We start from the raw sequence: 24,666 nt of genomic DNA, 5'->3' as shown, positions 1-24,666 counted from the left end.
CTCAGCCGTCTCTCCCTCGTTGGTCCGTGCCGACAGCCCGGGCCGGTAACCCGAGCCGGCGGCATGCCTGGCTCTGCGAGACCGTCCCGGTCTCGGCTTCTCCATGCGTGTCTGATCACTCAGACGAGCGCGTCACTCCGCGGGCGCGGATTCCTGCTCCTCGAAGGGGGCTTCCTGCTCCGCGTACTCTTCGCCGCGCTGTGCCTTGGCCGCCGCCTTCTCGGCCTTGGCCTCGGCCTTCTTCTTGTGCGGGCCGATGACCATGATCATGTTTCGCCCGTCCTGCTTGGGCTGTGACTCCACGAAACCCAGCTCGGTGACGTCCTCGGCAAGCCGCTGCAACAGCCGGAAGCCCAACTCCGGCCGGGACTGCTCGCGACCCCGGAACATGATCGTGACCTTGACCTTGTCCCCCGCCTTGAGGAAGCGCACGACGTGACCCTTCTTGGTCTCGTAGTCGTGCGGGTCGATCTTCGGCCGGAGCTTGATTTCCTTGATGATCGTATGTGCCTGGTTGCGGCGGGCCTCGCGCGCCTTCATGGCCGACTCGTACTTGAACTTGCCGTAGTCCATGAGCTTGCACACGGGCGGCCTGGCCGTCGCCGCGACCTCGACGAGGTCGAGATCGCTCTCCTGGGCCAGCTTCAGTGCATCGCCGATCGAGACGATGCCGACCTGCTCGCCGTTCGGGCCTACGAGGCGAACCTCCGGCACGCGAATACGATCGTTGATGCGGGGCTCGGTGCTGATGGGACCTCCAAAGGACTTCCGCTTGATGCTCGACCGTGCGGGAAAAACACAAAACCCCGCACGTCACGCATGCGGGGTCACTGAGCTCTCGTGGAGAAAGCTCTGGTTGTGATCCTTGACCCGTCCGCCTTTCGGCCGATCAGGTGGGAGGAGGACCTCCGCTTGCGCGTCCAGCCGGCATGCCGGACCGATCGAGTGACAACATTACCACAACCCGGCGACCGCCCCGGCTATTCCGTCCGGGCGGTCAGCCGGCCGCGGCGGCCCGCCTGAGGATCTCCGCCTCACCGGCCGCGCGCATCTCCTCGACCGGCACGTCCGTCCTGCCGGTCATCAGCTCGACCTGCCTGACCGCCTGGTGCAAGAGCATGGGGAACCCGCCGATGACGACACCGCCCCGCTCCCGTACGGCCGCGGCCAGTCGCGTCGGCCACGGCGAGTAGACCACGTCGAAGACCGCCTTCGCCCGGGCCGCCCGCGAGACGAAGACGTCCGCGGCTCCGGAGGGCAGCGTGGAGACCAGTAGGTCGACGTCGGCGTCGAAGTCCTCAAAGGTCCGTACGGCGACCATGACGCCGAGCCGTTCGGCCACCTCCAGCGTCTCGGCGGCCCGGGACCGCTCGCGCACGACCAGCGTCACCTCGCGCAGACCCGTCTCGCGCAGCGCCGCGATCGCGGATGCCGCCGTCGCGCCTCCGCCCAGGATCGAGGCGCTGGACGGCGCGATCACCCCGGCCTCGGCCAGCGCCCGGACGATGCCGTACACGTCGGTGTTCTCGCCGTGGCGGCGGCCGTCACGGAAGACGACCGTGTTGACCGCGTTCACCGCGACCGCGAGATCGGAGACCGTGTCGAGCAGTGGGAACACCACGCGCTTGAGCGGCATCGTCAGCGACAGCCCGGCCCACTCGGGGCCGAGCCCGGCGACCAGCTTCGCCAGCTCCTCCTCGCCGCACTCGATCGCGTCGTACCGCCAGCCGGACAGGCCGAGCCCGGCGTACGCGGTGCGGTGCAGGATCGGGGAGAGCGAGTGGAGAACCGGAAGGCCGAGGACCGCCGCTCTCCGCGCGTACGGCCCGGCTCCGGCGGCCGGGAGATCTCCGGTCATCCGTTGTTCCGGTTGAACTCTTCGACGAACTTCCCGAACTCCGACTCCTTGTCGGTGAACTTGGTGATGCCCTTCTTCGGATCGACGGTCACGAACCACAGCCAGGTGCCGTCGGCGGGCTTGAGCGCCGCCTCGATGGCGTGGTCACCGGGGTTGGCGATCGGACCGGGAGGCAGCCCGGGATACTTGTACGTGTTGTACGGCGATGTGCTCTCCAGGTCCTTGTGGCTGGCGGCGATGCCGTACTTGTTCAGGCCGTACATGACCGTGCTGTCCATCTTCAGGTTCATCGGCGGGTTCAGGCCGAGGCGGTTGTAGATGACGCGGGCGACCTTGGGCATGTCCTGCTGGTTGCCGGACTCGGCCTGCACGATGCTGGCGATGGTCATGATGTCGTGCGCGGTGTAGCCGAGCTGCTTCGCCTGGCGCTCCAGATCGAGCCGCTGGGCGGTCTGGTTGAAGCGGTCGACCATCTTGGTCAGGATCTGGTCCGCGCTCATCTTGGGCGAGATCTCGTAGGTCGCGGGGAAGGCGTAGCCCTCCAGCCGTCCCTTGGCGTACCGGGGAAGGCCGATGTCCTTCTTGGCGGCCTTCTGGAACTCCTCGACCGGCTTACCGCTGGCGGTGGACAGATCGGCGAAGATCTTGCTGAGCCGCAGGCCCTCGCGGATCGTAAGCGTGCCGCTGACCACGCGGTTCTTCGGGTCCAGCATGGTGACCGCGGACTCCGCCGACATGCCCTTGCGCAGCTTGTACTCACCCGGCTGGAGCGAGGAGCTCTTGCCCGCCGCGCCGATGGCGTTGACGAACGCCCGCGCGCTGGCCACGACGCCCTGCTCCTCCAGCTCCTGGGCGACGTCGGAGGCGGTCGCCCCCTCCTTGACCTCGACCACGACCTCGCCATTGCCGGTGCCGGTGAAGTCCTTCGGGACCAACATGCCGCGGAACCAGTGGAAGCCGTAGTAGCCGGCGCCGCCGAGCACCCCGGCGACGATGACCATGGCGAAGAAGGTGGCGGCGAAACCCTTGCGGCGCTGCCGTTTGCGCCGCCGGCGGCTGCGGTGGCGCTGGCTGCGGCTCGGGCCATGGGAACGGCGCCGTGAGGGCCCGTCGTCGTCGGATCCCAGCAGGAAGTCCATATCGAGATCATTCATAGTGCGCTGGCCAATCTCCCGGTACGACGCGCCCCACGTCAAGCGAGTGCGCAGAACCGAGGGGGTTCCGGCGTTCGATTACGCGCCCGACCCTGCTAGGTCGTGTCTGACACTCCCTAGGAGCGGGCGTGGGCCCCCGGTTCCGGGCCGACCGTCCTCCGCATGGGGAGGCGGCGCCCCGGACCGCCAGAGGGCCAGGACGATCCTTCCGGGCTCGGATGGTCATGTCCTAGATGGTCCCTAGGTACGCGTTCAGCTCTTCCCGGTATTTCACAAACTCGCCCTCTTTGTCGGTGAATTTGATGATCCTACGGTGAAGAGCGGTTCTGACAAACCGGCACTTTTCGCCCGTTTTGGAGCGAAGTGCCCTAAGTATGGCATCACTACCGGGTTGATCGGCGCGCTCGACCGAGAGCCGGGAACATGAACAGGCGGCCCGCTGGGCCACCGAAGCATCGGAACGGGCGGCCGGGGTCGCCGCGGCGGGCATCAGCCGGCTCCGCCGCTCGCTTCCTCGCCGCCGGCTCCGCCCGGCGGTCCGAGGGGGCGGCCCGGCGGCCTGCCGGTGGAGCGCTCGGAGTCGAGCGCGGCCTGAAGCAGCACCACGGCCGCCGCCTGGTCGATGACGGAGCGCTGGTTCTTCGCCTTCACGCCACTGGAGCGCAGCCGCTGCTGGGCGGTGACCGTCGTCAACCGCTCGTCGAAAAGCCGGATCGGGATCGGCGCGAGCCGCTCGGCGAGAACGGCGGCGAACTCCCGCGCCACCCCGGCCGCGTGGCTCTCCCGCCCCGAAAGGGACGTGGGCAGCCCCACGACCACCTCGATCGCCTCGTGCTCCGCGACGATCGCGGCGATCCGATCCACGTCACCCCGGCCCCGGCGCACGGTCTCGACCGGCGTGGCGAGCAGCCCCGAAGGGTCGCTGCGCGCCACGCCGATGCGTACCGCTCCCGCGTCGACGCCGAGTCGCACACCCTGCCTCATGGCCGGTTCTCCCCGACAGACCCGGCCGTCAGGTGAGGGACGAGGAGATCGTCTCCTCCACGGCGCGCAGCGCGTCGCCGATCGCCTCGGGGCGGGTGCCACCGCCCTGCGCGACATCGTCCTTGCCGCCACCGCCACCCCCAAGCGCCTTGGCGGCGACGCCGACCAGCCGGCCCGCCTTCAGGCCACGCTCGCGTCCCGCCTCGTTCACCGCGGCGACCACGACCGGCCGGTCGGAGGGGACACCGGCGACCACGACCACCGCGGCGCGGTCGCTCGGGAATCGGCCGCGCACGTCGAGGGCGAGTTTACGCAGGTCGTCGGGTGAGGTGCCAGCGGGCGCGCGGTGCGTGACGACCGACACGCCGTGCACGTCGGCCGCCCCGGCGGCCAGCTCGCCCGCGACCGCGAGCACCTGTGCCGAGCGGAGCTTCTCCAGCTCCTTCTCGGCCGTCCGCAGCCGGGTGACGATGCCCTCGACCCGCTCCGGCAGCTCCTCGCGGCGCGTCTTGAGCTGCTCGCTGAGCTGCGCCACCAGCACGCTCTCGCGGGCCAGGAAGCGGAAGGCGTCCAGGCCGACCAGCGCCTCGACCCGGCGCACGCCCGCGCCGATCGACGCCTCGCCGAGGACCTTGACCAGGCCGAGCTGGCCGGAGCTCGCCACGTGGGTGCCACCGCACAGCTCGCGGGAGTAGTCGCCGACCTCGACCACGCGCACCTCATCGCCGTACTTCTCGCCGAACAGCGCGAGCGCGCCCATGGCGCGGGCCTCGGACTGCGAGGTGTAGAACGCGTTGACCCTGAGGTCGTTGATCAGGACCGCGTTGACCTCGTCCTCGACGTCGCGCAGGACGCTCGGGGAGACGGCTCCGGCCGCCGTGAAGTCGAACCGGAAGCGGCCGGGGGAGTTCTCCGAACCCGCCTGCGCCGCGGACTCACCGAGCGCGTTGCGGAAGCCGCGGTGCACGAGGTGGGTCGCGGTGTGGCTGCGGGAGATCGCACGGCGCCGCTCCAGGTCGATCTCGGCCTGCGCCTGCTCGCCGACCCGGATCTCGCCGGTGCGGACCTTGCCGCGGTGCACGACGAGGCCGCCGATCGGCGACTGCACGTCGATGATCTCGACCTCGGCGCCCGCGGTGCGGATCACGCCCTGGTCGGACAGCTGGCCGCCGCCCTCGGCGTAGAACGGCGTCCGGTCGAGGACGATCTCCAGGGTCGTCCCCTCCCCCGCCGCCGGGACGGAGCCGCCGTCGACGATCAGGCCGATGACGTTCGCCTCGGCGGTCGTGTGGTCGTAGCCGAGGAAGTCGACCTTGCCGGCCTTCTCCAGCATGCCGCTGAAGACGGAGATGTCGGCGTTGCCGGTCTTCTTGGCCGCGGCGTCCGCCTTCGCCCGGTCCCGCTGCTCCTTCATGAGCCGGCGGAAACCCTCTTCGTCGACCTTGAGACCCTGCTCGGAGGCCATCTCCAGGGTGAGGTCGATCGGGAAGCCGTAGGTGTCGTGGAGCTGGAACGCCTGGTCGCCGCCCAGGGTGACGGCGCCCTTGCGCTTGGACTCCTCCACGGCCGCGTCGAAGATCGCCGTGCCGGTGCGGAGCGTGCCGAGGAAGGACGTCTCCTCCGCGTCGATGACGGTGTGGATGTTGGCCGCGTCGCTCTTCAGCTCGGGGTACAGCTCGCCCATCACGTCGATCGTGGTCGCGGTGAGCTCGTGCATGTACCGCTCCTCGCCCGCGCCGAGCAGGCGGAGGTTGCGGATGCTGCGGCGCAGGATGCGGCGAAGGACGTACCCACGGCCCTCGTTGGAGGGCAGGACTCCGTCGGCGACCAGCATCACGCCGGCGCGCGTGTGGTCGGCCACGACGCGCAGCGACACGTCCGCGCGGCTGTCCCGGCCGTACTTCGTGCGGGTGAGCTCGGCCGCCCGGTCGAGGATCTTGTAGGTGGTGTCGATCTCGTAGATGTTGTCGACGCCCTGCAGGATCGCCGCCATGCGCTCCAGGCCCATGCCGGTGTCGATGTTCTTGCTCGGCAGCTCGCCCGCGATGTCGAAGTCGACCTTGTTGCGGACCGCGCTGAGCTGGAACTGCATGAAGACGTTGTTCCAGACTTCGAGGTAGCGGTTCTCGTCGGCGACCGGACCGCCCTCGCGGCCGTACTCCGGACCGCGGTCGTAGTAGATCTCCGAGCAGGGACCGCCCGGGCCGGGCACGCCCATGTGCCAGTAGTTGTCGGCCAGACCCCGGCGCTGGATGCGGTCAAGCGGGACGCCGACCGTCTTGTGCCAGATGTCGGCCGCCTCGTCGTCGTCCTCGTAGACGGTGACCCAGAGACGCTCCTCGGGGAAGCCGAAGCCGCCGTCGGACTCCGACCGGGTCAGCAGCTCCCAGGCGAAGGGGATCGCCTGCGCCTTGAAGTAGTCACCGAAGGAGAAGTTGCCCAGCATCTGGAAGAACGTGGCGTGCCGCGTGGTCTTGCCGACCTCGTCGATGTCCGGGGTGCGGATGCACTTCTGGACGCTCACCAGCCTCGACGCCGGCGGCGTGCGCTGGCCGAGGAAGTAGGGCTTGAAGGGCACCATGCCCGCGGGTACCAGAAGCAGCGTCGGGTCCTCGGCGACGAGGCTGGCCGAGGGCACGACGGTGTGCCCGCGCTCTTCGAAGAAGCGCAGGAAGCGGCGGGCGATCTCTGCCGACTCCATTTCAGCGGCCATCCTTTACGTCGTGGTCGTGGTTTCTGTCAAGACTCTCGAGTCCCATGCGGGCCCGCAACTCGGTTTCCCGCTCCCGTGCGAGGGCGCGGACGTCCCCGGCGAACTCCACGAGCTCGCCGGCGATCCCGGCCGCCCGGCCGGCCGCGCGTCTGGCCACGTTCTCGGGCCGCATCGCCTGAAGCTTACGCATGGCCCAGACGGCGAGGCACGCGCCGACGGTGATGTAGAAGAACCGGCGGATCACGGGCGGCGCCCTCCGATCGCGCGACGGTCGCGCCGGGCCAGCGCCTCGCGCACGCCGTAGCCCAGGGCGGACATCTTGATCATCGGCCCGGCGAACAGCATGGCGGCGACACCGGTGATCTTCACCATGTTGCCGCTGACGTCCTTGACGTTCTCCGTGATCGCCTCGACCGCGACGAGCTGGCGGTTGGTCTCGTTGACCGTGTGGCCGACGTCCTCCAGGAGCGGCACCACCCGATCGCTCAGCTCGGACACCACCTTGGTGGTCTCGGTGAGCAGGCGGGCCAGCCTGACGAGCACGACGGCCATGAAGCACACCAGGATCGCCCAGAACATCGCGACGATCAGACCGGCGACCTCTCCCGCGGTTAGCATGTGCGGATCCGTCTCCTCGATAGGTGGCAGGCGCGTGACTCCGCTCGAACCCGCGCCGCGCGGAGTCGGCCTGGCGGATTCGGCTGGAATGGCAAGACCCTACCGCGAACGCCGAGTACGCCGAGGCCCACCACGCCTTTCCCTGGCTCTCCCGGGCCCTCCCCCGGCCCCGTCACGGACGGCTCTCGCCCCGGAGGAAGTCGCGGATCCGCGCCCAGCGCTCGGCGAACCGGGCCTCCGCGCCATGCTTGGTCGGCTGGTAGTAGCGCCGCTCCCTGAGCTCATCCGGGGCGTAGTCCTGCCGGACCAGGCCGTGCTCGAAGTCGTGGGGGTACTGGTAGCCCTTGCCGTGGCCGAGCTTGCTCGCCCCCGGATAGTGTGCGTCCCTCAGATGGGAGGGGATCTGCCCGATCATGCCGCGGCGCACGTCGTCCGCGGCGGCGCCGATGGCCGCGACGACGGCGTTGGACTTGGGCGCGAGAGCGCAGTGGATCACCGCCTGCGCGAGGTTGATGCGGCCCTCCGGGAGCCCGATGAACTCCACCGCCTGCGCGGCCGCGACGGCGACCTGGAGGCAGGTGGGATCGGCCATGCCGACGTCCTCCGAGGCGAAGATCACAATCCGGCGGGCGATGAACCGGGGGTCCTCCCCGGCCTCGACCATGCGGGCCAGGTAGTGCAGGGCGGCGTCGGCGTCCGAGCCGCGCATGCTCTTGATGAACGCGCTGATCACGTCGTAGTGCTGGTCGCCCTGCCGGTCGTAGCGGACCGCCGCCTTGTCGACCGCCCGCTCCACGACCTCGACGGTGATCTGGTCGGACAGCAGCGCGGCCGCCTCGAGGTAGGTCAGAGATCGCCGGGCGTCGCCGCCCGCGAGCCGTACGAGCTGGTCGAGAGCCTCGGGGTGCAGCGTGGCGCGCCCGGCCAGGCCGCGCGGGTCGCCGACCGCCCGTTCGAGGACGGCCCGCACGTCGTCCTCCGTCAGCGACTCGAGGGTGAGGAGCAGCGACCGCGACAGCAGCGGCGAGATGACGGAGAAGAACGGGTTCTCCGTGGTGGCGCCGATGAAGGTGACCCAGCGGTTCTCGACCGCCGGAAGCAGGGCATCCTGCTGCGCCTTGTTGAACCGGTGCACCTCGTCGACGAACAGCACGGTCTGCCGGCCGCTCATGCCGAGCTCGCGGCGGGCCTGGTCGATCGCGGCGCGTACGTCCTTGACGCCGGCGGACACGGCGGAGATCTCCACGAACCGGCGCTTGGTGGCGCCCGCCACGACGTAGGCGAGCGTGGTCTTGCCGGTGCCCGGCGGCCCCCACAGGAACAGCGACATGGGGGCCTCGCTCTCGACCAGGCGGCGCAACGGCGTACCCGGGCCGAGCAGGTGGCGCTGTCCGATCACCTCGTCCAGGCCGCGCGGGCGCATCCGGACGGCCAGCGGCTCCTGGCTTCTGTGGGCCTCCTCGGCCGCCGAATCGAACAGACTGTCCACAACCTCGACTCTAGCCGCTCCGATCCCCCCGGCACCCGCCCGTCGCGTCCGACGGGGTCGCCGCGGGAGCCGTCAACCGCCCCAGACCGCCGTCGCCCCGCTGTGCCCGGCGCGTACGACGTAGTACCCGGCGACGACGGCGAGAACCACGGAGGCGGCGGACAGCGCCGTGCCGACGGCCTTGGGCCACCTCCTGGCGCCGAAGACGAGCAGCAGGCCGACCAGGCCCAGCGCGGCCGTGCTGATCAGCAGCGGGGTCGCGAAGCTCTCGTGCGCCGCGACGGTGGCCGACGGCCGCCCCTCGAAGAGGCTCCGCTCGAAGGACTCGCCGCTCTCCTTCGCCACGAACACGGCGACAGGCGCACCGACCGCCGTCAGGACGACCATCCAGTCGAGCTTCCCGCGGAACCGGGGCAGCACGGCGTACGCGACGGACAGGAGGGCCAGCAGCGGCGTGAGCACGACCGCCGCGTGGACGAGCAGGGGATGGACGGGCAGGCCGAGGATCTCGTCGAACATGGGCGTCGCTCCTGGCTTCGTGATCGTGGCGGGGTGGTTCCTCACCCTGATACGGATTTGACCACGGCGAGGTTCTCAGAGGGATCTGAGAACAATATGAGCGCAAACGGCACTCCGGCCAGCGTAAGGACCCCCGCGCGGCCGTCACGTGGCGGCCCGGCCCCTGTGCGGGCGGGTGGCGGGTAGCGGAGCGTCCGCGTCGTCGTCTTCCGCGACAAACGTCAAAGATTGCCGGTGAACGTGGGGAAAGTGGAGGTAAGGCCCACCCGTCACCAAATAGCCGTAACGGGATGGCCTCATACCGCAAGATCGTGATTTTTGCTACTTGAGATACCTGTGAGTCTCCTGTTTACACCTACCCGACATGAACGCCGATAAAGTGACGCATCGCAAGTGGTCAAGATAGGTAAAAAGGGAAGGCGTAACGGTGACCGACACGGACCGACAGCAGCACCCGGCTCGGCCCAGGAGCAAGGCCAGGCGCACCATCGGCGTCGGCCTCAGTGTGCTCGCGCTCGTAGGGAGTCTCGCGGCGTGCAGCGAGGCGAAGGACTCCGCGGACGGGGCACCGACGCCCCTCCCCTCGGACGTGCCCTCCGCCATCCCCTCGGAACTCGCTGAGCCGACACCCACCGTCAAGGAGACCGACCTGCGCAAGGTCACCTGCGAGTACCGCAAAGACGACACCGGCAGCCCGGCGAAGTTCGTCGGCTTCCCGCCGAAGCAGCTGTCGAAGGCGGTGATCAACGCCAAGACGATGCTGATCCAGACCAACCTCGGCAACATCGTCGTCGACATCGCCCCCGGCGACACGCCCTGCACGATCAACTCGTTCGCGTACCTGGCGAGCAAGAAGTTCTTCGACAACACGGTCTGCCACCGGCTCACCACGGTCGAGACCAACGGCCTCGGCCTGCTCCAGTGCGGCGACCCCCAGGCCAAGGGCGACGGCGAGAACCCGACCGACGGCACCGGCGGCCCCGGCTACCTGTTCCCCGACGAGAACCTCGGGCCGCAGTACGCCCGCGGCGTGGTCTTCATGGCACAGGGCGGCGACGCCTCCAACTCCAACGGCAGCCAGTTCGTCATCTCCTACACCGACGAGAACGCTCAGCTGCCCGCGGCGTACACGCCGTTCGGGATCGTGCGCAAGGGCATGGAGATCGTCGACAAGATCGCCAAGGGCGGCGTCAACACCGCCAAGGACGGCGTCGACATCACCAGCGACGACGGCGGCTCGAACGCCCCCAAGACGAAGGTCGAGATCAAGACCATCCGGATCCTCTGACCCTCCGCGCACGCGCGACATGACATGGCCCCCGGGCCCGGCGGTGAACCGCCGGGCCCGGGGGCCATGTCATGTCCGGGTCATGTCCGTGTCATGTCCGGGCCGCCGGTTCCGCGGCGCCTCAGGAGCACCGCGGAACCGGCAACAGACCACGTCAGGCCTGCGGGGCCGCCTCGCCCTTCGGCTTGGCGTCCACCCCGGCCTCCTTGCGCTGCTCGGTCGTGATCGGCGTGGGAGCGGCGGTCAGCGGGTCGAACCCGGAGGCGGTCTTCGGGAACGCGATCACGTCGCGGATCGACTCGCCGCCCGCGAGGAGCATGCAGACGCGGTCCCAGCCGTAGGCGATGCCGCCATGCGGCGGCGGGCCGTAGTTGAACGCCTCGAGGAGGAAGCCGAACTTGCTCTCCGCCTCCTCCTTGGAGATGCCGAGCACCTCGAAGACCCGCTGCTGCATCTCTGCGCGGTGGATACGGATCGAGCCGCCGCCGATCTCCATGCCGTTGCAGACCATGTCGTACGCGTACGCCAGGGCCTCGCCGGGGTTGTCGTGGAAGGTGTCGGCGAACTCGGGCTTGGGGCCGGTGAACGGGTGGTGCACGGCCGTCCAGCCGGTCTGCCGGCCGACCTCGTCGACCACCGGCTCGAACATGGGGGCGTCCACGACCCACAGGAACGACCACTGCGACTCGTCGATCAGGCCGCAGCGGCGGCCGATCTCCAGCCGGGCCGCGCCGAGCAGCTCCCGCGAGGGGTGGGGCAGGCCGGCCGCGAAGAAGATCGCGTCCCCGGGCTGCGCGCCGGCGGCCTTGGCCAGGCCGGCGATCTCGGTCTCGGACAGGTTCTTGGCCACCGGGCCGCCGAGTCCGTCCTCCTGGACCAGCACGTACGCCAGGCCCCGGGCGCCGCGCGACTTGGCCCACTCCTGCCAGGCGTCCAGCTCCTTGCGGGTCTGCCCGGCGCCGCCCGGCATGACGACCGCGCCGACGTACGGCGCCTGGAAGACGCGGAAGGAGGTGTTGGCGAAGTACTCGGTCAGGTCGGTCAGCTCGACCCCGAAGCGCAGGTCCGGCTTGTCGGAGCCGTACCTGGACATCGCTTCGGCGTAGCTGATCCGCGGCAGCGGCGTCGGCAGCTCGTAGCCGAGGGTCTCCTTCCAGATGCGGCCGATCAGCGCCTCACCGAGCTCGATGACGTCGTCCTGGTCGACGAACGACATCTCGATGTCGATCTGAGTGAACTCCGGCTGCCGGTCCGCCCGCAGGTCCTCGTCACGGAAGCAGCGGGCGAGCTGGTAGTAGCGCTCGAGGCCGGAGACCATGAGGAGCTGCTTGAACAGCTGCGGGGACTGCGGCAGGGCGTACCAGTTGCCCGGCTGGAGCCGTACCGGCACCAGGAAGTCACGGGCGCCCTCGGGGGTGGAGCGGGTGAGGTTCGGGGTCTCGACGTAGACGAACCCGCGCTCCTTCATGACCTCGTTCGCCAGGTATGTCGCCTGCGAGCGAATCCGCAGCGCGTCGGCGACCTGGGCCCGGCGGATGTCGAGGTAGCGGTACTTCAGCCGCGCCTCCTCCGACACGCCGCTGCTGCCCTCGATCGGGAACGGCAACGGCGCGGCCTCGCTCAGCACCTCCACCTCGGAGGCGACGACCTCGACGGCGCCGGTCGGCAGGTCGGGGTTCTCGTTGCCCTCCGGGCGCACCCGGACCTCGCCCGTCACCTTGACGCAGTACTCCGAGCGCAGGTCGTGGGCGTGATCCTCCTCACGGAACACCACCTGGGCGGAGCCGGAGGCGTCCCGAAGGTCGATGAAGACGACCCCGCCGTGGTCCCGGCGGCGGGCCACCCAGCCCGCCAGCGTCACCCGCTGGCCTGCATGCTCCCTACGAAGCGTCCCTGCTTCGTGACTGCGGATCACGAGAATTTCCCCTTCAGGATGTCGACGACCTCGGCGATCGGCACCGCGGTCTGCTCGGCTGTGGTCAGGTCCTTGAGTTGCGCGGCTCCCGCCTCGAGATCTCGGTCGCCGATGATCAGGGCGTAACGGGCTCCGCTGCGGTCCGCGGCCTTCATCGCGCCCTTGACGCCGCGCCGGCCGAAGGCCATGTCGACCGACAGGCCCGCCCGGCGCAGCTCCGTCACCAGCGCGAACACCCGGCGCCGCGCCTCCTCGCCGAGGGGCACGGCGAACACGTCCATCGCGGCGGGCCGCTCGGCGAGCAGGCCCTCCGCCTCCATCGCGAGGACCGTGCGGTCCACACCGAGCGCCCAGCCGACACTGGGCAGCGGCGGGCCGCCGATCATCTCGCTCAGCCCGTCGTAGCGGCCCCCCCCGCCCACGGCCGACTGCGCGCCGAGGCCGTCGTGCACGAACTCGAAGGTCGTCCGGGTGTAGTAGTCGAGGCCGCGCACCAGCCGGGGGTCGTCGGTGTAGGAGACGCCCACGTCCGAGAGCAGGCCGCGGACCTCCTCGTGGTAGGCCTTGCAGGACTCGCACAGGTGGTCGACCACGAGCGGCGCGTCCGCCAGTTGGGCCTGCACGTCGGGACGCTTGTCGTCCAGCACCCGCAGCGGGTTGATCTCGATGCGCTGGCGGGTCGGCTCGTCCAGGTCCAGCCCGCGCAGGAACTCCTGCAGCGCGGCGCGGTAGGCGGGCCGGCACTCGCGGCAGCCCAGCGAGTTGAGCAGCAGCCGCACGTTCCGCAGGCCTAGACCGGCGTAACCGTCCACGGCGAGCAGGATCAGCTCGGCGTCGAGCGCCGGGTCCTCCGCGCCCAGCGCCTCGGCCCCCACCTGGGAGAAGTGGCGGTATCTGCCCTTCTGGGCCCGCTCGTAGCGGTAGTAGCTGCCGGAGTACCACAGCTTGACGGGCAGCGGTCCGCCCGGCAGCCCGTGCTCGATCACCGCGCGCACCACGGAGGCGGTGCCCTCGGGGCGCAGCGTGATGGACCGCCCGCCCTTGTCCTCGAACGTGTACATCTCCTTGGTCACGATGTCGGTCGACTCGCCGACACCGCGTGAGAACAGCCGGGTGTCCTCGAAGGCGGGCGTCTCGATGTAGCCGTAGCCGGCCCGGCGGGCCGGCGCGGACAGCCCGTCGCGTACGGCGAGTGCCCATTCGGAGCGCGGCGGCATCCAGTCGAAGGTGCCCTTCGGCGCTTGAAAGCTCATCACAGTCCCCTGGTCGGGCCGGCGGGCGGCGCGTCCCCGCCCGAGGCCTGCTGGTCGAGCAGCCCACGGAGGTAGGGGTTGGTCGCGCGCTCGCGGCCAATGGTCGTCTGCGGTCCATGGCCGGGCAGCACCGTCGTCTCGTCCGGCAGCGGCAGGCACACGGTGGCCAGGCTGCGCAGGATCGTCGCGTAGTCACCGCCCGGAAGGTCGGTACGGCCGATGGAGCCGGCGAACAGCAGGTCGCCCGAGAACATGATCTCAGGAACCCGGAACGTCACCGACCCCCTGGTATGGCCGGGCGCGTGGTCGACCGTGATCTCCAGCCCCGCGAGTTTCATGACGGCGCCGTCGGTCAGCTCGCGGACGTCGTCAGGCTCGGTGAACTCCAGCCCGCCGAACAGCATCTGCTTCGTCTGCAGGGACAACCCCTTGGCCGGATCCGACAGCAGCTCGCGGTCGTCGGGGTGGATCCAGGCGGGGATGTCACGCGCGCCGCAGACGGGCACGACCGACCACATGTGGTCGATGTGGCCGTGGGTGAGCAGCACCGCGACCGGCTTCAGCCGGTGCTCGCGCAGGACCTCGTCGAGGCCGTCGACAGCGTCCTGACCTGGGTCGATGACGACGCACTCCTCGCCTGCGGCGGGAGCGACGACGTAGCAGTTGGTCTGGAACGACCCTGCGGGAAACCCGGCGACGAGCACGGAATCGGCCTCTTCGTCTCAGAAGATGTATCAAGGAATGCGCGAGCGAATGTAACCGAAGGGTACCGGTGCGGGTCGGCGGGCTGCGAACCAATGCCCGTGTGCCGATACGATTCGCCCACCTCAATAGTCATTCTTGGACAGTCGGGAGGACGAAGTGGCCACCGGCAAGGACCGCCAGAAGCAGCTGGCCCGGGACCATTACCAGCGGCAGACGCAGGCGAGACTTGAGCGGCAGCGCAAGGCGCGGCGCACCGCGGTCATCGGGACGAGCACCGCCGTGGTGGTCGTAGTGGGCGCCGTCGTGGGGGCGGTCGCCTTCATGGGTCGCGGTGACAACGCCACCGCGACGGCCAAGCCGAGCGCGGCGGCCGAGGAGCCCAAGCCGTACGACCCGTCGACGGGGACGTGCTCCTACGTCGCCTCCAAGCCAGGGGAACAGGTCAAGAACGTCGGGATGCCGGCGGAGAAGGTCAGCACCGCGCCGGCGATCATGACGATCAAGACCAACTACGGCGACATCGTGGCGAACCTCGACGCGGTCAACGCGCCCTGCACGGTCAACTCGTTCAAGTTCCTCGCGTCGAAGGACTACTTCGACGACACCCGGTGCCACCGGATGGGCACCGACTTCCCCATCCTGCAGTGCGGCGACCCGCTCGCGAAGGCCGACGGCAAGAACCCCACCGACGGCCAGGGCGGCCCCGGCTACCGGTTCGTCGACGAGAACCTCGCGGGCGCCAAGTACAACCGCGGCGTGCTCGCCATGGCCAACAGCGGGCCCGGCACCAACGGCAGCCAGTTCTTCATCGTCTACGGGGACACCGGGCTAAGCCCCGACTACACACCTTTCGGTACCGTGACGAAGGGGCTGGAAATCCTGGACAGAGTGGCCAAGCGGGGCGTGATCCCCGGGGGCCTTAACGACGGCACGGGCGCACCCAAGCGGCCCGTCGAAATCAAAGACGTGACAATAACCAGCAAGAGCTGACGTAATACAACCAAGGGCACAATGAGGCCCTGGAGGCTGATTCGAGTGCGGGAGGACACCGTGACCACCGACCCGTGGGGCCGGGTAGACGACGACGGCACCGTCTACGTGCGTACGGCCGAGGGCGAACGAGCCGTCGGGTCCTGGCAGGCCGGTGAGCCGGAGGAGGCTCTCGCCTACTACCACCGCAAGTACGAGGAGCTGGCCGGCCAGGTCCAGCTTCTCGAGCAGCGGGTGAAGGGCACCGATCTGCCGCCCGCGCAGGCGGAGGCGAGCATCCTGAAGCTCCGCGAGGCGGTCGCCGAGGCTCACGCCATCGGCGACCTGGGCGCGCTCCAGGACCGTCTCGGCGCGCTCGGCGAGCTCGTCGGCAAACGCCGGGAAGAGGTGAAAGCCGCCCGTGACAAGGCGCGTGTCCACGCGCGCGACGTCAAGGAGCGGATCGTCACCGAGGCCGAACGGATCGCCGAGGACGCGACCCACTGGAAGTCCGGCGGCGAGCGCCTGCGCCAGCTCGTGGACGAGTGGAAGGCCGCCGAGCGGATCGACCGCGCCACCGAGGCAGGTCTCTGGAAGCGCCTGTCCGCCGCCCGTACGGCGTTCGCCAAGCGGCGCAAGGCGTACTTCTCCTCGCTCGACGAGCAGCGCGACGCGGTGCGCGGCACCAAGGAGCGCATCGTCTCCGAGGCGGAGACGCTCGCGGCCTCGACCGACTGGAACGCGACGGCCGCGGCCTACCGCGAGCTGATGCACCAGTGGAAGACCGCGGGGCGCGCCTCGCGCGAGGTGGAGGACGAGCTCTGGGCCCGGTTCAAGGGCGCCCAGGACCAGTTCTTCCACGCCAGGTCGGCCGTCTTCGCCGAGCGGGACGCCTCGTTCGCCGCGAACGCGGAGATCAAGGAGGCGCTGCTCGCGGAGGCGGGCAAGCTGCTGCCGGTCACGGACGCCCGGAGCGCCCGCGCGGCGCTGCGCGGCATCCTGGAGCGCTGGGAGGCGGCCGGCCCGGCGCCGCGCGAGCAGCGCGACCGGCTGGAAGGCGGCCTGCGCAAGATCGACGACGCCGTCCGCAAGGCCGAGGAGAACGAGTGGCGCCGCTCGAACCCCGAGGCCAGGGCCCGCGCCCAGGACACGGTCAACCAGCTCCGCAGGTCGATCGAGCAGCTTGAGGCCCGGCTGGCCAAGGCCCAGGCCGCGGGCCGGGACAAGGACGTCAAGGAGACCGAGGAGGCGCTCACCGCGCGGCGCTCCTGGCTTGAGGAGGCCGAGCGCACGCTCGCCGAGTTCTCCTGACCCGACTTCCGCTCCCGTCGTCCCCCGCCGCGCGCTTGCTCGCGGCGGGGGACGACGCGTCTACGGGCCTCGTGCGCCCGGATCAGGAAGCCGGCACGGGAGTCCGTCACTCGGCGGTCGCGGCGGAGCGATGGCGCGGTCCGGCGCGGCGCGGCAGGGCGGGGCGGCGGACGCGTCAGTTCGTCACGCGGTAGACGTCGTAGACGCCCTGGATGTTGCGCACCGCCTTGAGCACGTGACCGAGGTGCTTGGGATCGCCCATTTCGAAGGTGAACTTGCTCACCGCGACGCGGTCCCGGCTGGTCGCCACCGAGGCGGACAGGATGTTCACGTGCTGGTCGGACAGAGTGCGGGTGACGTCCGACAGCAGCCGGGGCCGGTCCAGCGCCTCGACCTGGATCGCCACCAGGAAGACGGAGTCTCCCCCGGGCGACCACGACACCTGCACGAGCCGGTCGGGCTGCTCGTTGAGCTGCTCCACGTTGGGGCAGTTCGTCCGGTGGACCGAGACCCCGTGACCGCGCGTCACGAACCCCACGATCTCGTCACCGGGGACCGGCGTGCAGCACCGCGACAGCCGCACCCACACGTCCGGGTCGCCGGCCACGATGACGCCCGCGTTGGAGCCGCCCCTGGGGCGCCCTCTGAGCTTCGTGGGGACCGCCGCCTCGGCGATGTCCTCCTCCGCCCCCTCGACGCCTCCGAGGGACTGTACGAGCTTCTGGACGACCGCCTGGGCCCCCGCGTGGCCCTCACCGACCGCGGCGTAGAGAGCCGACACGTCTGGGTACCTGAGGTCACGCGCGAGCGCGAGGAGCGCCTCGCCGGACATCAGGCGCTGGAGCGGCAGCCCCTGCTTGCGCATCGCCCGCCCGATGGCCTCCTTGCCGGCCTCGATGGCGGTCTCCCTGCGCTCCTTGGAGAACCACTGCCGGATCTTGTTGCGGGCCCGGCCGCTCTTGACGAACTTCAGCCAGTCGCGGGACGGCCCGGCGTCCGGCGACTTGGAGGTGAAGATCTCCACCGTGTCGCCGTTGCCGAGCCGGGACTCCAGCGGCACCAGGCGGCCGTTCACCCTGGCCCCGATGCAGCGGTGCCCCACCTCGGTGTGCACGGCGTACGCGAAGTCGACCGGGGTGGCGCCCTCGGGCAGCGCGATCACCTGGCCGCGCGGCGTGAAGACGAACACCTCCGAGACCGACAGGTCGAAGCGCAGCGACTCCAGGAACTCGCCCGGATCGGCGGTCTCCTTCTGCCAGTCGAGGAGCTGGCGCAGCCAGGCCATGTCGTTGACCTGCTTCCCCTTGGCAGCCGTGCCGGGGGCGCCGTTCGTCTCCTCCTTGTACTTCCAGTGGGCGGCCACGCCGTACTCGGCCCGGTGGTGCATCGCGCGGGTGCGGATCTGCAGCTCGATCGTCTTGCCCTCGGGCCCCATGACCGTCGTGTGCAACGACTGGTACATGTTGAACTTGGGCATCGCGATGTAGTCCTTGAACCGCCCGGGCACCGGCCTCCACTGGGCGTGGATCGTTCCGAGGGCCGCATAGCAGTCGCGCACCGTGTCCACCAGCACCCGGATGCCGACCAGGTCGTAGATGTCGTCGAAGGCCACGCCCTTGGCGATCATCTTCTGGTAGATCGAGTAGTAGTGCTTGGGCCGGCCCTTCACGGTCGCCCGGATCTTGGCCTCGCGCAGGTCCGCGGAGACCTTCTCGATCACGTCCTGGAGGAACAGGTCGCGGCGCGGCGCGCGCTCGGACACCATCCGGGCGATCTCGTCGTACCGCTTGGGATAGAGCATGGCGAACGCGAGGTCCTCCAGCTCCCACTTGATGGTGTTCATGCCGAGCCGGTGGGCCAGCGGGGCGAAGATCTCCAGCGTCTCGCGGGACTTCTGCTGCCGCTTGTGCTCGGGGAGGTAGCGCATCGTGCGCATGTTGTGCAGCCGGTCGGCGAGCTTGATGACCAGGACCCGGATGTCCCGGGCCATGGCGACGACCATCTTCCTGACGGTCTCCGCCTGCGCGGCGTCGCCGAACTTGACCTTGTCCAGCTTGGTGACGCCGTCGACGAGCAGCGCGATGCTCTCGCCGAAGTCGGCGCGCAGCTCCTCCAGGCTGTAGGCGGTGTCCTCAACCGTGTCGTGGAGGAGCGCGGCACAGAGCGTCTCGTCGTCGGTGCCGAGCTCGGCCAGGATCGTCGCGACGGCCAGCGGGTGGGTGATGTACGGATCCCCGCTCTTGCGTTTCTGGTCGCGGTGGTGGTGCGCGGCCACCTCGTAGGAGCGCTCGATCAGCCGGAGATCCGCCTTGGGATGGGTCGCGCGAACCGTCTTGAAGAGCGGCTCCAACACCGGATTCATAGCACCCCACTGCCCCCCGAACCGCGCCCGCCGACGTCGCAGCACAGGCGCGGGCTTCTCCTCCGCGGCCTCCGATGCGTCGCGCGCGGCTACCGGCTCAGCGGCCTCGGCGGACCGGGATTCGTTCCGGGCCCGCACGCCGTCGGGCACGACCACATCACGGGGCACACAGACTCCTCACGTCGAGTCCAGGCTCCCAAGTGTATCCGCGCCGCCTGCCCGCTTTTCGCCTAGGTGCGGTCAGATTAGACGGTTACCAGGGAGCGGACCTCCAGGTCAGGCAGCCGATCACGACCGGAGAGGAAGGACAGCTCCATCAGGACGGACACCGCGACGACCTGGGCGCCCGCTCTCCTGACCAGCTCCACCGTCGCGTTCGCCGTGCCTCCCGTGGCAAGCACGTCGTCCACGATCAGCACACGGTCGCCCGGGGAGAAGGCATCGGAGTGCACCTCCACCGTCGCGGAGCCGTACTCCAGATCATAGTTCGCCTCGAACGTCTGTGCAGGCAGTTTGCCCTTCTTGCGTACGGGGACGAATCCCACCCCCGCCCGGTACGCCACCGGGGCGGCCAGGATGAAACCACGTGCCTCGATGCCGACCACCTTGTCGAACGCCAGGCCGTCTCCGAGCTCGTCCACGACCTGCGTGAAGGCGCCGTGGTCGGCGAGCAGCGGGGTGATGTCCTTGAACATGACGCCCGGCTTCGGGTAGTCGGGAACGTCCCTGATCAGGGAAACCCACTCAGTCATTTTCCGCTCACTTCATGAGGACGGCGCCCCCGCGTCCCTCCCCCGATGCCGAGCATCGCGGGAGGCGGCACAGGGGCGCCGCCGCCGTCTTTACGCGTCAACGGTATCCGCTAACGCTTCTTGCGCTTTCCGTCGTCCGCGGCCGGGACCCCGTTCTGCGATCCCGCCACCACCGCCTGCTTGGCGCCGGCGGCGGCCTGCTTGGCGGCGGAGGCCTCCCGCTGAGCCACCCGCTTGGCGAGGGCCTGCCACTTCGGCTCGCGCTCCTTGAGCGTGACCAGGATCGGTGTGGCCACGCACAGCGAGGAGTAGGTGCCGACGACCATGCCGACGAACAGCGCCAGGGACAGGTCCTTCAGCGTGCCGGCCCCGAGCAGCGTCGTCCCGATGAACAGGATCGCCGCCACCGGCAGGATCGCGACCAGCGAGGTGTTCAGCGACCGGATCAGCGTGTGGCTGAGCGCGTTGTTCGCGGCCTGCGTGTAGGTCATCTTCGCGCTCGTGCCGAGGTTGGCCGTCACTTCCTTGATCATGTCGAAGACGACGACCGCGTCGTACAGCGAGTAACCGAGGATCGTGAGGAAGCCCAGCATGGTGGCCGGGGTGACCTCGAAGCCCGACCAGGCGTAGATGCCCGCGGTGATCACCAGGTCGTGCACGAGGGCCACGATGGCGGCGAGCGCCATCCGCCACTCGAACGCGAAGCTGAGGTACAGCATGATCGCGAGCATGAACACGGCGAGGCCGATCCAGGCCTTCTTGGAGACCTCACCACCCCAGGTCGCGCCGATGACCTGGGAGCTCACGTCGTCGGCCTTGAGGTGGTACTTCTTCGCGACAGCGTCCTGAACCTTCGGGACCTCGTTGGTGTCGAGGCTCTCCGTGGTGACCCGCCAGTTCGGTCCCGCCTCCTGGACGATGACCTGGTGGACACCGGCGTCATGGATGGTCTCCCTGACCTCCTCGACGCTGGAGTTCGCCACGCGAGGGAAGTCGAAGACCGACCCTCCCCTGAACTCGATGCCGAGGTTGAGGCCGTGGACGACCATGCCCAGGATGGAGATGGCCATCAGCAGGGCGGAGAGGCCGTACCAGAGCTTCCGCTTGCCGACGAAGTCGATGTCGATGTCGCCGCGGTACAGGCGGCTGATAATGCCCGGCATCACGCCTCCTGCAGGGTCTGCTCGGCACCGGTGCGGCCCATGCGCTCGGCGTCGAGCCCGGACAGCTTGTGGCCCTTGGAGAAGAACTTCAACCGCGCGACCAGCGACATGAGGGGCTTGGTGAAGAGGAACACCACCATGATGTCGATCAGCGTGGTCAGGCCCATCGCGAACGCGAAACCGGCGACACCGCCGACCGCGAGGAAGTAGAGCACGACCGCGGCGATGAACATGACCGCGTCCGCGACCAGGATCGTCCGCTTCGCCCGCCGCCAGGCGACCTCGACGGCGGCGCGGAGGGTGCGGTGGCCTTCCTTCATCTCGTCACGGATGCGTTCGAAGTAGACGATGAACGAGTCCGCCGTGATGCCGATCGAGACCACGAGGCCGATGATGTGCGGCAGCGACCATCGGAAGCCGACGTTCGCGCTGAGAAGGGCCACCGAGAGGTAGGTGATGATCGTCGCCACTCCGAGGCTGGCGATGCCGACCGCGCCGAGGCCCCGGTAGTAGAGCAGCAGATAGATCATGACGATCACCAGGCCGATGGCGCCGGAGATGAGGCCGCCGCGGAGCTGGTCCTGACCGAGCGTCGAGGAGACGGAGACGACGGAGCTCTGCACGAACTTGAGCGGCAGCGAGCCGTACTTGAGCTGGTCGGCGAGCTCGGTCGCGGTCTCCTGGGTGAAGCCGCCCGAGATCTCAGTGTTGCCACCGGCGATCCGGCCGTTCGAGGCGGGGGCGGTGATCACGAGGCCGTCGAGGACGACGCCGATCTGGTTGCGGGGCGGCTGCGCTTCGAACGCCTTGGCGGTAAGGTCGCTCCACTGCGACGCGCCCTGGCTCTTGAAGTCGAGGTTGACCACCCAGGCGCCGGTGTCCTGGCGCACACCCGCCGACGCGGTGGTGATCTGGGAGCCCTGCACCGCGGCCTTGTCGAGGATGTACCTCGCGGTGCCGTCCTGGCTGCAGGCCACGATCTGCTTGTCGGGGTCGTCCTGGGCGCCCTGGCCCTTGTTCTTCGCCGTGCAGTCGATCGTCCGGAATTCCTTCAGCAGGGCCGGGTCGATGCCGGTCAGGTCCTGCCCTGCGAGCGGATCCTCGCTCTCGCCCGGCGTGGCCGAGGGAGACGGCGACGGGGTCGCCTGGGCCCGTGAAGCCCGTGTCCCCGCCCCCGACTTCTCACCGGTCGCGGTATGCGACCTGGCGCGTCTCGTCACCGTGGGCGTCGGAGTGGGCTCGGCCAGCACCTTCGACACCGCGCGTCCGGCCGGCGAGGCGCCGGGGGACGGGGTCATGGCCGATGGGCTCGGCGTGGCGGCACTGGTGGGCAGGGTCTGCGGCGGGGTCGTGGCGGCGGCCACCGCGAGCACCTGGCGGAAGCGCATCTCCGCGGTGGTGGCGACCAGTTTGATGGCCTCGTCGCGGCCCGCCCCGGGCACCTGGATGACGATGTTGTCGCCGGCTCTGGCGACCTCCGCGTCCGAGATGCCGGTGCCGTTGACGCGGTTGCGGATGATGTTGACCGCGCGGTCCAGGCTCTCCTGCGGAGGAGCCTTGCCGTCGCTGGTGACCGGCGACAGCGTCACCGTGGTGCCGCCCGCGAGGTCGAGGCCGAACTTGGGGACGAGCGCCTTCTGCAAGACGACCGTCGCCCCCATGGCGAGGATGATCACCAGAAGAGCCAGGAGCGTGCGTCCTGGCTTGATCTGGCTACTGGTCGGTGGGGCCACTGGTGGTCGATTCTTTCGTCAAGGGATCTTCAGTGAGCGTACTCAGGACTGCTTGGTGCTCGAATCCTTGGCGTCCCCGTCTTCCGGGGTCTCGATCACCGGCTCGCCCTTGTTCTTCTGAATGTCCTCATGGGCGTCCTTTTGAACACCCTCTTCCGCCACGGGCTGGACAGAATCCGTCTCGTCGTCGGCGGCGTCCTCCACGGGCACGACAACCCGGCCGATCGCCGCCTTGACCCAACGGGTCTCCACGCCCGGCGCGATCTCCAGGATGACGTCGTCGTCCTCGAGGCCCACCACGGTGCCGAACAGACCGGTGGTCGTCATGACCCGCGCGCCCGGGGTGAGCGAGTTCTGCATCTGCAGCTGCTCCTGCTGCCGCTTGCGCTGCGGGCGGATCAGCAGGAAGTAGAACACCACTACCAGCAAGATCAGTGGCAGAAACGTCCCAAGCGGGTTGTTGCCCACGGGGGCCACCCTTTCCATTACGTGATGAACCGGCATGACACCGGAGGTCCAGTTACGCGTTTGAGCGCGGCGGCCGCGTCGCCGAGAAGCGTCAGCGTAAGCGGCCGGTCAAGCCACGCAGTGTAGGCGAGCCGCTCGAAGAGCGGCAACGAACCCACGATATGGCACGCGGGAAAGTGCCCATTTCAGCGTCTTTGCAACCGATCCGTGACCATGCACGCGTGCTACGTTCTTGGCATCCGACTTCCGTTGGCCCGATATTTCTCCATCTTTCAAGAGATATGCGGCTTTCATCAGCCGGGCATTCACGGCTCCGCGGCGTTCCGCTGGTCGTCCACGAGAACCGGAAGCGCGCCGAAGGCGTCGGGAGGCGGAACCAGGCCGAGGTGCGCCCAGGCCGCCGCCGTCGCCACGCGGCCCCGGGGGGTGCGGGCGAGCAGCCCCTGCCGGACGAGGAACGGCTCCGCCACGACCTCCACGGTCTCCGGCTCCTCCCCCACGGACACCGCCAGCGTGGACAGTCCCACCGGACCGCCGCCGAACTTGCGCAGCAGCGCCCCCAGGACGGCGCGGTCGAGCCGATCGAGGCCCTCGCCGTCCACCTCGTAGAGGTTGAGGGCGGCGGCCGCGATCTCCCGGGTGATCACGCCCTCGGCGCGGACGTCGGAGAAGTCACGCACCCGCCGGAGCAGGCGGTTGGCGATGCGGGGGGTGCCGCGCGACCGGCGGGCGATCTCGTGCGCGCCCTCGCCGGGCAGCTCGACGGACAGCAGCCGGGCCGACCTGTGCAGCACCTGCTCCAGCTCGGCCACCTCGTAGAAGTCCATGTGGGCGGTGAACCCGAAGCGGTCGCGCAGCGGCGCCGGGAGCAGGCCCGCGCGCGTGGTCGCCCCGACCAGCGTGAACGGCGCGATGTCCAGCGGGATGGAGGTGGCGCCCGGGCCCTTGCCGACGATGATGTCGACCCGGAAGTCCTCCATCGCGAGGTACAGCATTTCCTCCGCGGGCCGGGCCATCCGATGGATCTCGTCGATGAAGAGGACCTCGCCCTCGGACAGCGTCGAGAGGATCGCGGCCAGGTCGCCGGCGCGTTCCAGGGCCGGGCCGGAGGTCATCCGGAGCGGCGCGCCCAGCTCGGCCGCGATGATCATGCCGAGCGTGGTCTTCCCCAGGCCGGGGCCGCCGCTCATCAGCACGTGATCCGGCGGACGGTTGCGGCGCAGCGCGCTCTCCAGCACCAGCGAGAGCTGCTCACGCACCCGCCCCTGGCCGATGAACTCCTCCAGCCGACGGGGACGCAGCGCCGCCTCGATCGCGTGCTCGTCGCCCTCGGCGTCGGGCGACACCAGGTCTCGCTCAATGCTCACGACGGCCTCCCGGGGTCGGCGGTGCGCTGAAACTTTCACCGGCGG

Annotated in this window: 21 protein-coding genes; 3 read left to right on the top strand and 18 right to left on the bottom strand. The window is 69.5% G+C overall.

Going from position 1 to position 24,666, the window contains the following annotated elements; translation table 11 throughout:
• Positions 1-132: 132 nt before the first annotated feature.
• The 9 genes from infC to QSK17_RS30030 form a co-directional block, all read right to left on the bottom strand.
• The gene (infC, locus tag QSK17_RS30070; RefSeq protein ID WP_285708900.1) at positions 133-732 is read right to left on the bottom strand and encodes a translation initiation factor IF-3; all 600 of its coding nucleotides are present in this window, start codon (positions 730-732) and stop codon (positions 133-135) included.
• A 265-nt stretch (positions 733-997) separates the two neighbouring features.
• Positions 998-1,858, bottom strand: a complete 861-nt coding sequence (locus QSK17_RS30065) for a shikimate dehydrogenase (RefSeq protein WP_285708875.1) — start codon at positions 1,856-1,858, stop codon at positions 998-1,000.
• Positions 1,855-2,997, bottom strand: a complete 1,143-nt coding sequence (gene mltG, locus QSK17_RS30060) for an endolytic transglycosylase MltG (RefSeq protein ID WP_285708874.1) — start codon at positions 2,995-2,997, stop codon at positions 1,855-1,857. Before mltG ends, QSK17_RS30065 begins: the two co-directional genes overlap by 4 nt.
• 504 nt (positions 2,998-3,501) lie before the next feature.
• Complete coding sequence (gene ruvX, locus QSK17_RS30055) at positions 3,502-3,996, bottom strand: Holliday junction resolvase RuvX (RefSeq protein ID WP_285708873.1); 495 nt, start codon at positions 3,994-3,996, stop codon at positions 3,502-3,504.
• Between the two features lie 28 nt (positions 3,997-4,024).
• Positions 4,025-6,697 carry an alanine--tRNA ligase gene (gene alaS, locus QSK17_RS30050; RefSeq protein WP_285708871.1) on the bottom strand — a complete coding sequence of 891 codons (2,673 nt, stop codon included), beginning with the start codon at positions 6,695-6,697 and terminating at the stop codon, positions 4,025-4,027.
• Between the two features lies 1 nt (position 6,698).
• Positions 6,699-6,953, bottom strand: coding sequence for a hypothetical protein (locus QSK17_RS30045; protein ID WP_285708870.1), 255 nt, complete (start codon positions 6,951-6,953; stop codon positions 6,699-6,701).
• Positions 6,950-7,327 (bottom strand): DUF948 domain-containing protein, encoded by a 378-nt coding sequence (locus tag QSK17_RS30040; protein ID WP_285708869.1) that lies wholly within the window; start codon positions 7,325-7,327, stop codon positions 6,950-6,952. The genes QSK17_RS30045 and QSK17_RS30040 overlap by 4 nt, the downstream gene beginning before the upstream one ends.
• A gap of 172 nt (positions 7,328-7,499) precedes the next feature.
• Positions 7,500-8,816, bottom strand: coding sequence for a replication-associated recombination protein A (locus QSK17_RS30035; RefSeq protein WP_285708868.1), 1,317 nt, complete (start codon positions 8,814-8,816; stop codon positions 7,500-7,502).
• 72 nt (positions 8,817-8,888) lie between these two features.
• Entirely contained in the window at positions 8,889-9,335 is a 447-nt protein-coding gene (locus tag QSK17_RS30030) for a DUF2231 domain-containing protein (RefSeq protein WP_285708867.1), read from the bottom strand.
• 427 nt (positions 9,336-9,762) lie between these two features.
• Between QSK17_RS30030 and QSK17_RS30025 the strand changes: the two genes are divergently transcribed.
• Positions 9,763-10,623, top strand: coding sequence for a peptidylprolyl isomerase (locus QSK17_RS30025; protein ID WP_285708866.1), 861 nt, complete (start codon positions 9,763-9,765; stop codon positions 10,621-10,623).
• Between the two features lie 154 nt (positions 10,624-10,777).
• Here QSK17_RS30025 and aspS read toward each other — a convergent pair whose 3' ends face one another.
• The 3 genes from aspS to QSK17_RS30010 are packed head-to-tail and all read right to left on the bottom strand — an operon-like array spanning position 10,778 to position 14,495.
• Positions 10,778-12,538: an aspartate--tRNA ligase gene (aspS, locus tag QSK17_RS30020; protein WP_285708865.1), complete on the bottom strand. Its 1,761-nt coding sequence runs from the start codon at positions 12,536-12,538 to the stop codon at positions 10,778-10,780.
• Complete coding sequence (gene hisS / locus QSK17_RS30015; RefSeq protein ID WP_285708864.1) at positions 12,535-13,791, bottom strand: histidine--tRNA ligase; 1,257 nt, start codon at positions 13,789-13,791, stop codon at positions 12,535-12,537. The genes aspS and hisS overlap by 4 nt, the downstream gene beginning before the upstream one ends.
• Positions 13,791-14,495 carry an MBL fold metallo-hydrolase gene (locus QSK17_RS30010; RefSeq protein WP_285708863.1) on the bottom strand — a complete coding sequence of 235 codons (705 nt, stop codon included), beginning with the start codon at positions 14,493-14,495 and terminating at the stop codon, positions 13,791-13,793. The genes hisS and QSK17_RS30010 overlap by 1 nt, the downstream gene beginning before the upstream one ends.
• A gap of 157 nt (positions 14,496-14,652) precedes the next feature.
• Here QSK17_RS30010 and QSK17_RS30005 point away from each other — a divergent pair, with 157 nt between their 5' ends.
• The gene (locus QSK17_RS30005) at positions 14,653-15,486 is read left to right on the top strand and encodes a peptidylprolyl isomerase (RefSeq protein ID WP_285708862.1); all 834 of its coding nucleotides are present in this window, start codon (positions 14,653-14,655) and stop codon (positions 15,484-15,486) included.
• Between the two features lie 21 nt (positions 15,487-15,507).
• Positions 15,508-16,776: a DUF349 domain-containing protein gene (locus QSK17_RS30000; protein ID WP_285708861.1), complete on the top strand. Its 1,269-nt coding sequence runs from the start codon at positions 15,508-15,510 to the stop codon at positions 16,774-16,776.
• Positions 16,777-16,951: 175 nt separating this feature from the next.
• Here the strand turns inward: QSK17_RS30000 and QSK17_RS29995 are convergent, their stop codons facing one another.
• The 6 genes from QSK17_RS29995 to ruvB all read right to left on the bottom strand — a co-directional run bounded on the left by QSK17_RS29995 (position 16,952) and on the right by ruvB (position 24,621).
• Positions 16,952-19,138 carry a RelA/SpoT family protein gene (locus QSK17_RS29995; protein ID WP_285708899.1) on the bottom strand — a complete coding sequence of 729 codons (2,187 nt, stop codon included), beginning with the start codon at positions 19,136-19,138 and terminating at the stop codon, positions 16,952-16,954.
• 245 nt (positions 19,139-19,383) lie between these two features.
• On the bottom strand, positions 19,384-19,890 hold the full coding sequence (locus QSK17_RS29990; RefSeq protein WP_285708860.1) for an adenine phosphoribosyltransferase: 507 nt from the start codon (positions 19,888-19,890) through the stop codon (positions 19,384-19,386).
• A gap of 110 nt (positions 19,891-20,000) precedes the next feature.
• A complete protein-coding gene (gene secF, locus QSK17_RS29985; RefSeq protein ID WP_285708859.1) occupies positions 20,001-21,053 on the bottom strand; it encodes a protein translocase subunit SecF in 1,053 nt (350 codons plus the stop codon).
• On the bottom strand, positions 21,053-22,786 hold the full coding sequence (gene secD, locus QSK17_RS29980; protein WP_285708858.1) for a protein translocase subunit SecD: 1,734 nt from the start codon (positions 22,784-22,786) through the stop codon (positions 21,053-21,055). The genes secF and secD overlap by 1 nt, the downstream gene beginning before the upstream one ends.
• 42 nt (positions 22,787-22,828) lie before the next feature.
• Positions 22,829-23,254 carry a preprotein translocase subunit YajC gene (gene yajC / locus QSK17_RS29975; protein WP_285708857.1) on the bottom strand — a complete coding sequence of 142 codons (426 nt, stop codon included), beginning with the start codon at positions 23,252-23,254 and terminating at the stop codon, positions 22,829-22,831.
• 305 nt (positions 23,255-23,559) lie between these two features.
• Positions 23,560-24,621, bottom strand: coding sequence for a Holliday junction branch migration DNA helicase RuvB (gene ruvB, locus QSK17_RS29970; RefSeq protein ID WP_285708856.1), 1,062 nt, complete (start codon positions 24,619-24,621; stop codon positions 23,560-23,562).
• Positions 24,622-24,666: the final 45 nt, after the last annotated feature.

Source organism: Microtetraspora sp. NBRC 16547 (assembly GCF_030268965.1).
Lineage (GTDB): Bacteria > Actinomycetota > Actinomycetes > Streptosporangiales > Streptosporangiaceae > Microtetraspora.
Note: the sequence above shows the minus strand (reverse complement) of the source record. Positions and strands in the feature narration are given on the sequence as shown.

What these genes read in the sequence shown, in the direction of transcription:
- QSK17_RS29990 (WP_285708860.1), bottom strand. Translation starts at nt 19,890, where the DNA reads ATGACTGAGTGGGTTTCCCTGATCAGGGACGTTCCCGACTACCCGAAG.
- QSK17_RS30065 (WP_285708875.1), bottom strand. Translation starts at nt 1,858, where the DNA reads ATGACCGGAGATCTCCCGGCCGCCGGAGCCGGGCCGTACGCGCGGAGA.
- secF (WP_285708859.1), bottom strand. Translation starts at nt 21,053, where the DNA reads ATGCCGGGCATTATCAGCCGCCTGTACCGCGGCGACATCGACATCGAC.
- hisS (WP_285708864.1), bottom strand. Translation starts at nt 13,791, where the DNA reads ATGAGCTTTCAAGCGCCGAAGGGCACCTTCGACTGGATGCCGCCGCGC.
- QSK17_RS30040 (WP_285708869.1), bottom strand. Translation starts at nt 7,327, where the DNA reads ATGCTAACCGCGGGAGAGGTCGCCGGTCTGATCGTCGCGATGTTCTGG.
- QSK17_RS30000 (WP_285708861.1), top strand. Translation starts at nt 15,508, where the DNA reads ATGAGGCCCTGGAGGCTGATTCGAGTGCGGGAGGACACCGTGACCACC.
- QSK17_RS29995 (WP_285708899.1), bottom strand. Translation starts at nt 19,138, where the DNA reads ATGAATCCGGTGTTGGAGCCGCTCTTCAAGACGGTTCGCGCGACCCAT.
- QSK17_RS30030 (WP_285708867.1), bottom strand. Translation starts at nt 9,335, where the DNA reads ATGTTCGACGAGATCCTCGGCCTGCCCGTCCATCCCCTGCTCGTCCAC.
- ruvX (WP_285708873.1), bottom strand. Translation starts at nt 3,996, where the DNA reads ATGAGGCAGGGTGTGCGACTCGGCGTCGACGCGGGAGCGGTACGCATC.
- mltG (WP_285708874.1), bottom strand. Translation starts at nt 2,997, where the DNA reads ATGGACTTCCTGCTGGGATCCGACGACGACGGGCCCTCACGGCGCCGT.
- alaS (WP_285708871.1), bottom strand. Translation starts at nt 6,697, where the DNA reads ATGGAGTCGGCAGAGATCGCCCGCCGCTTCCTGCGCTTCTTCGAAGAG.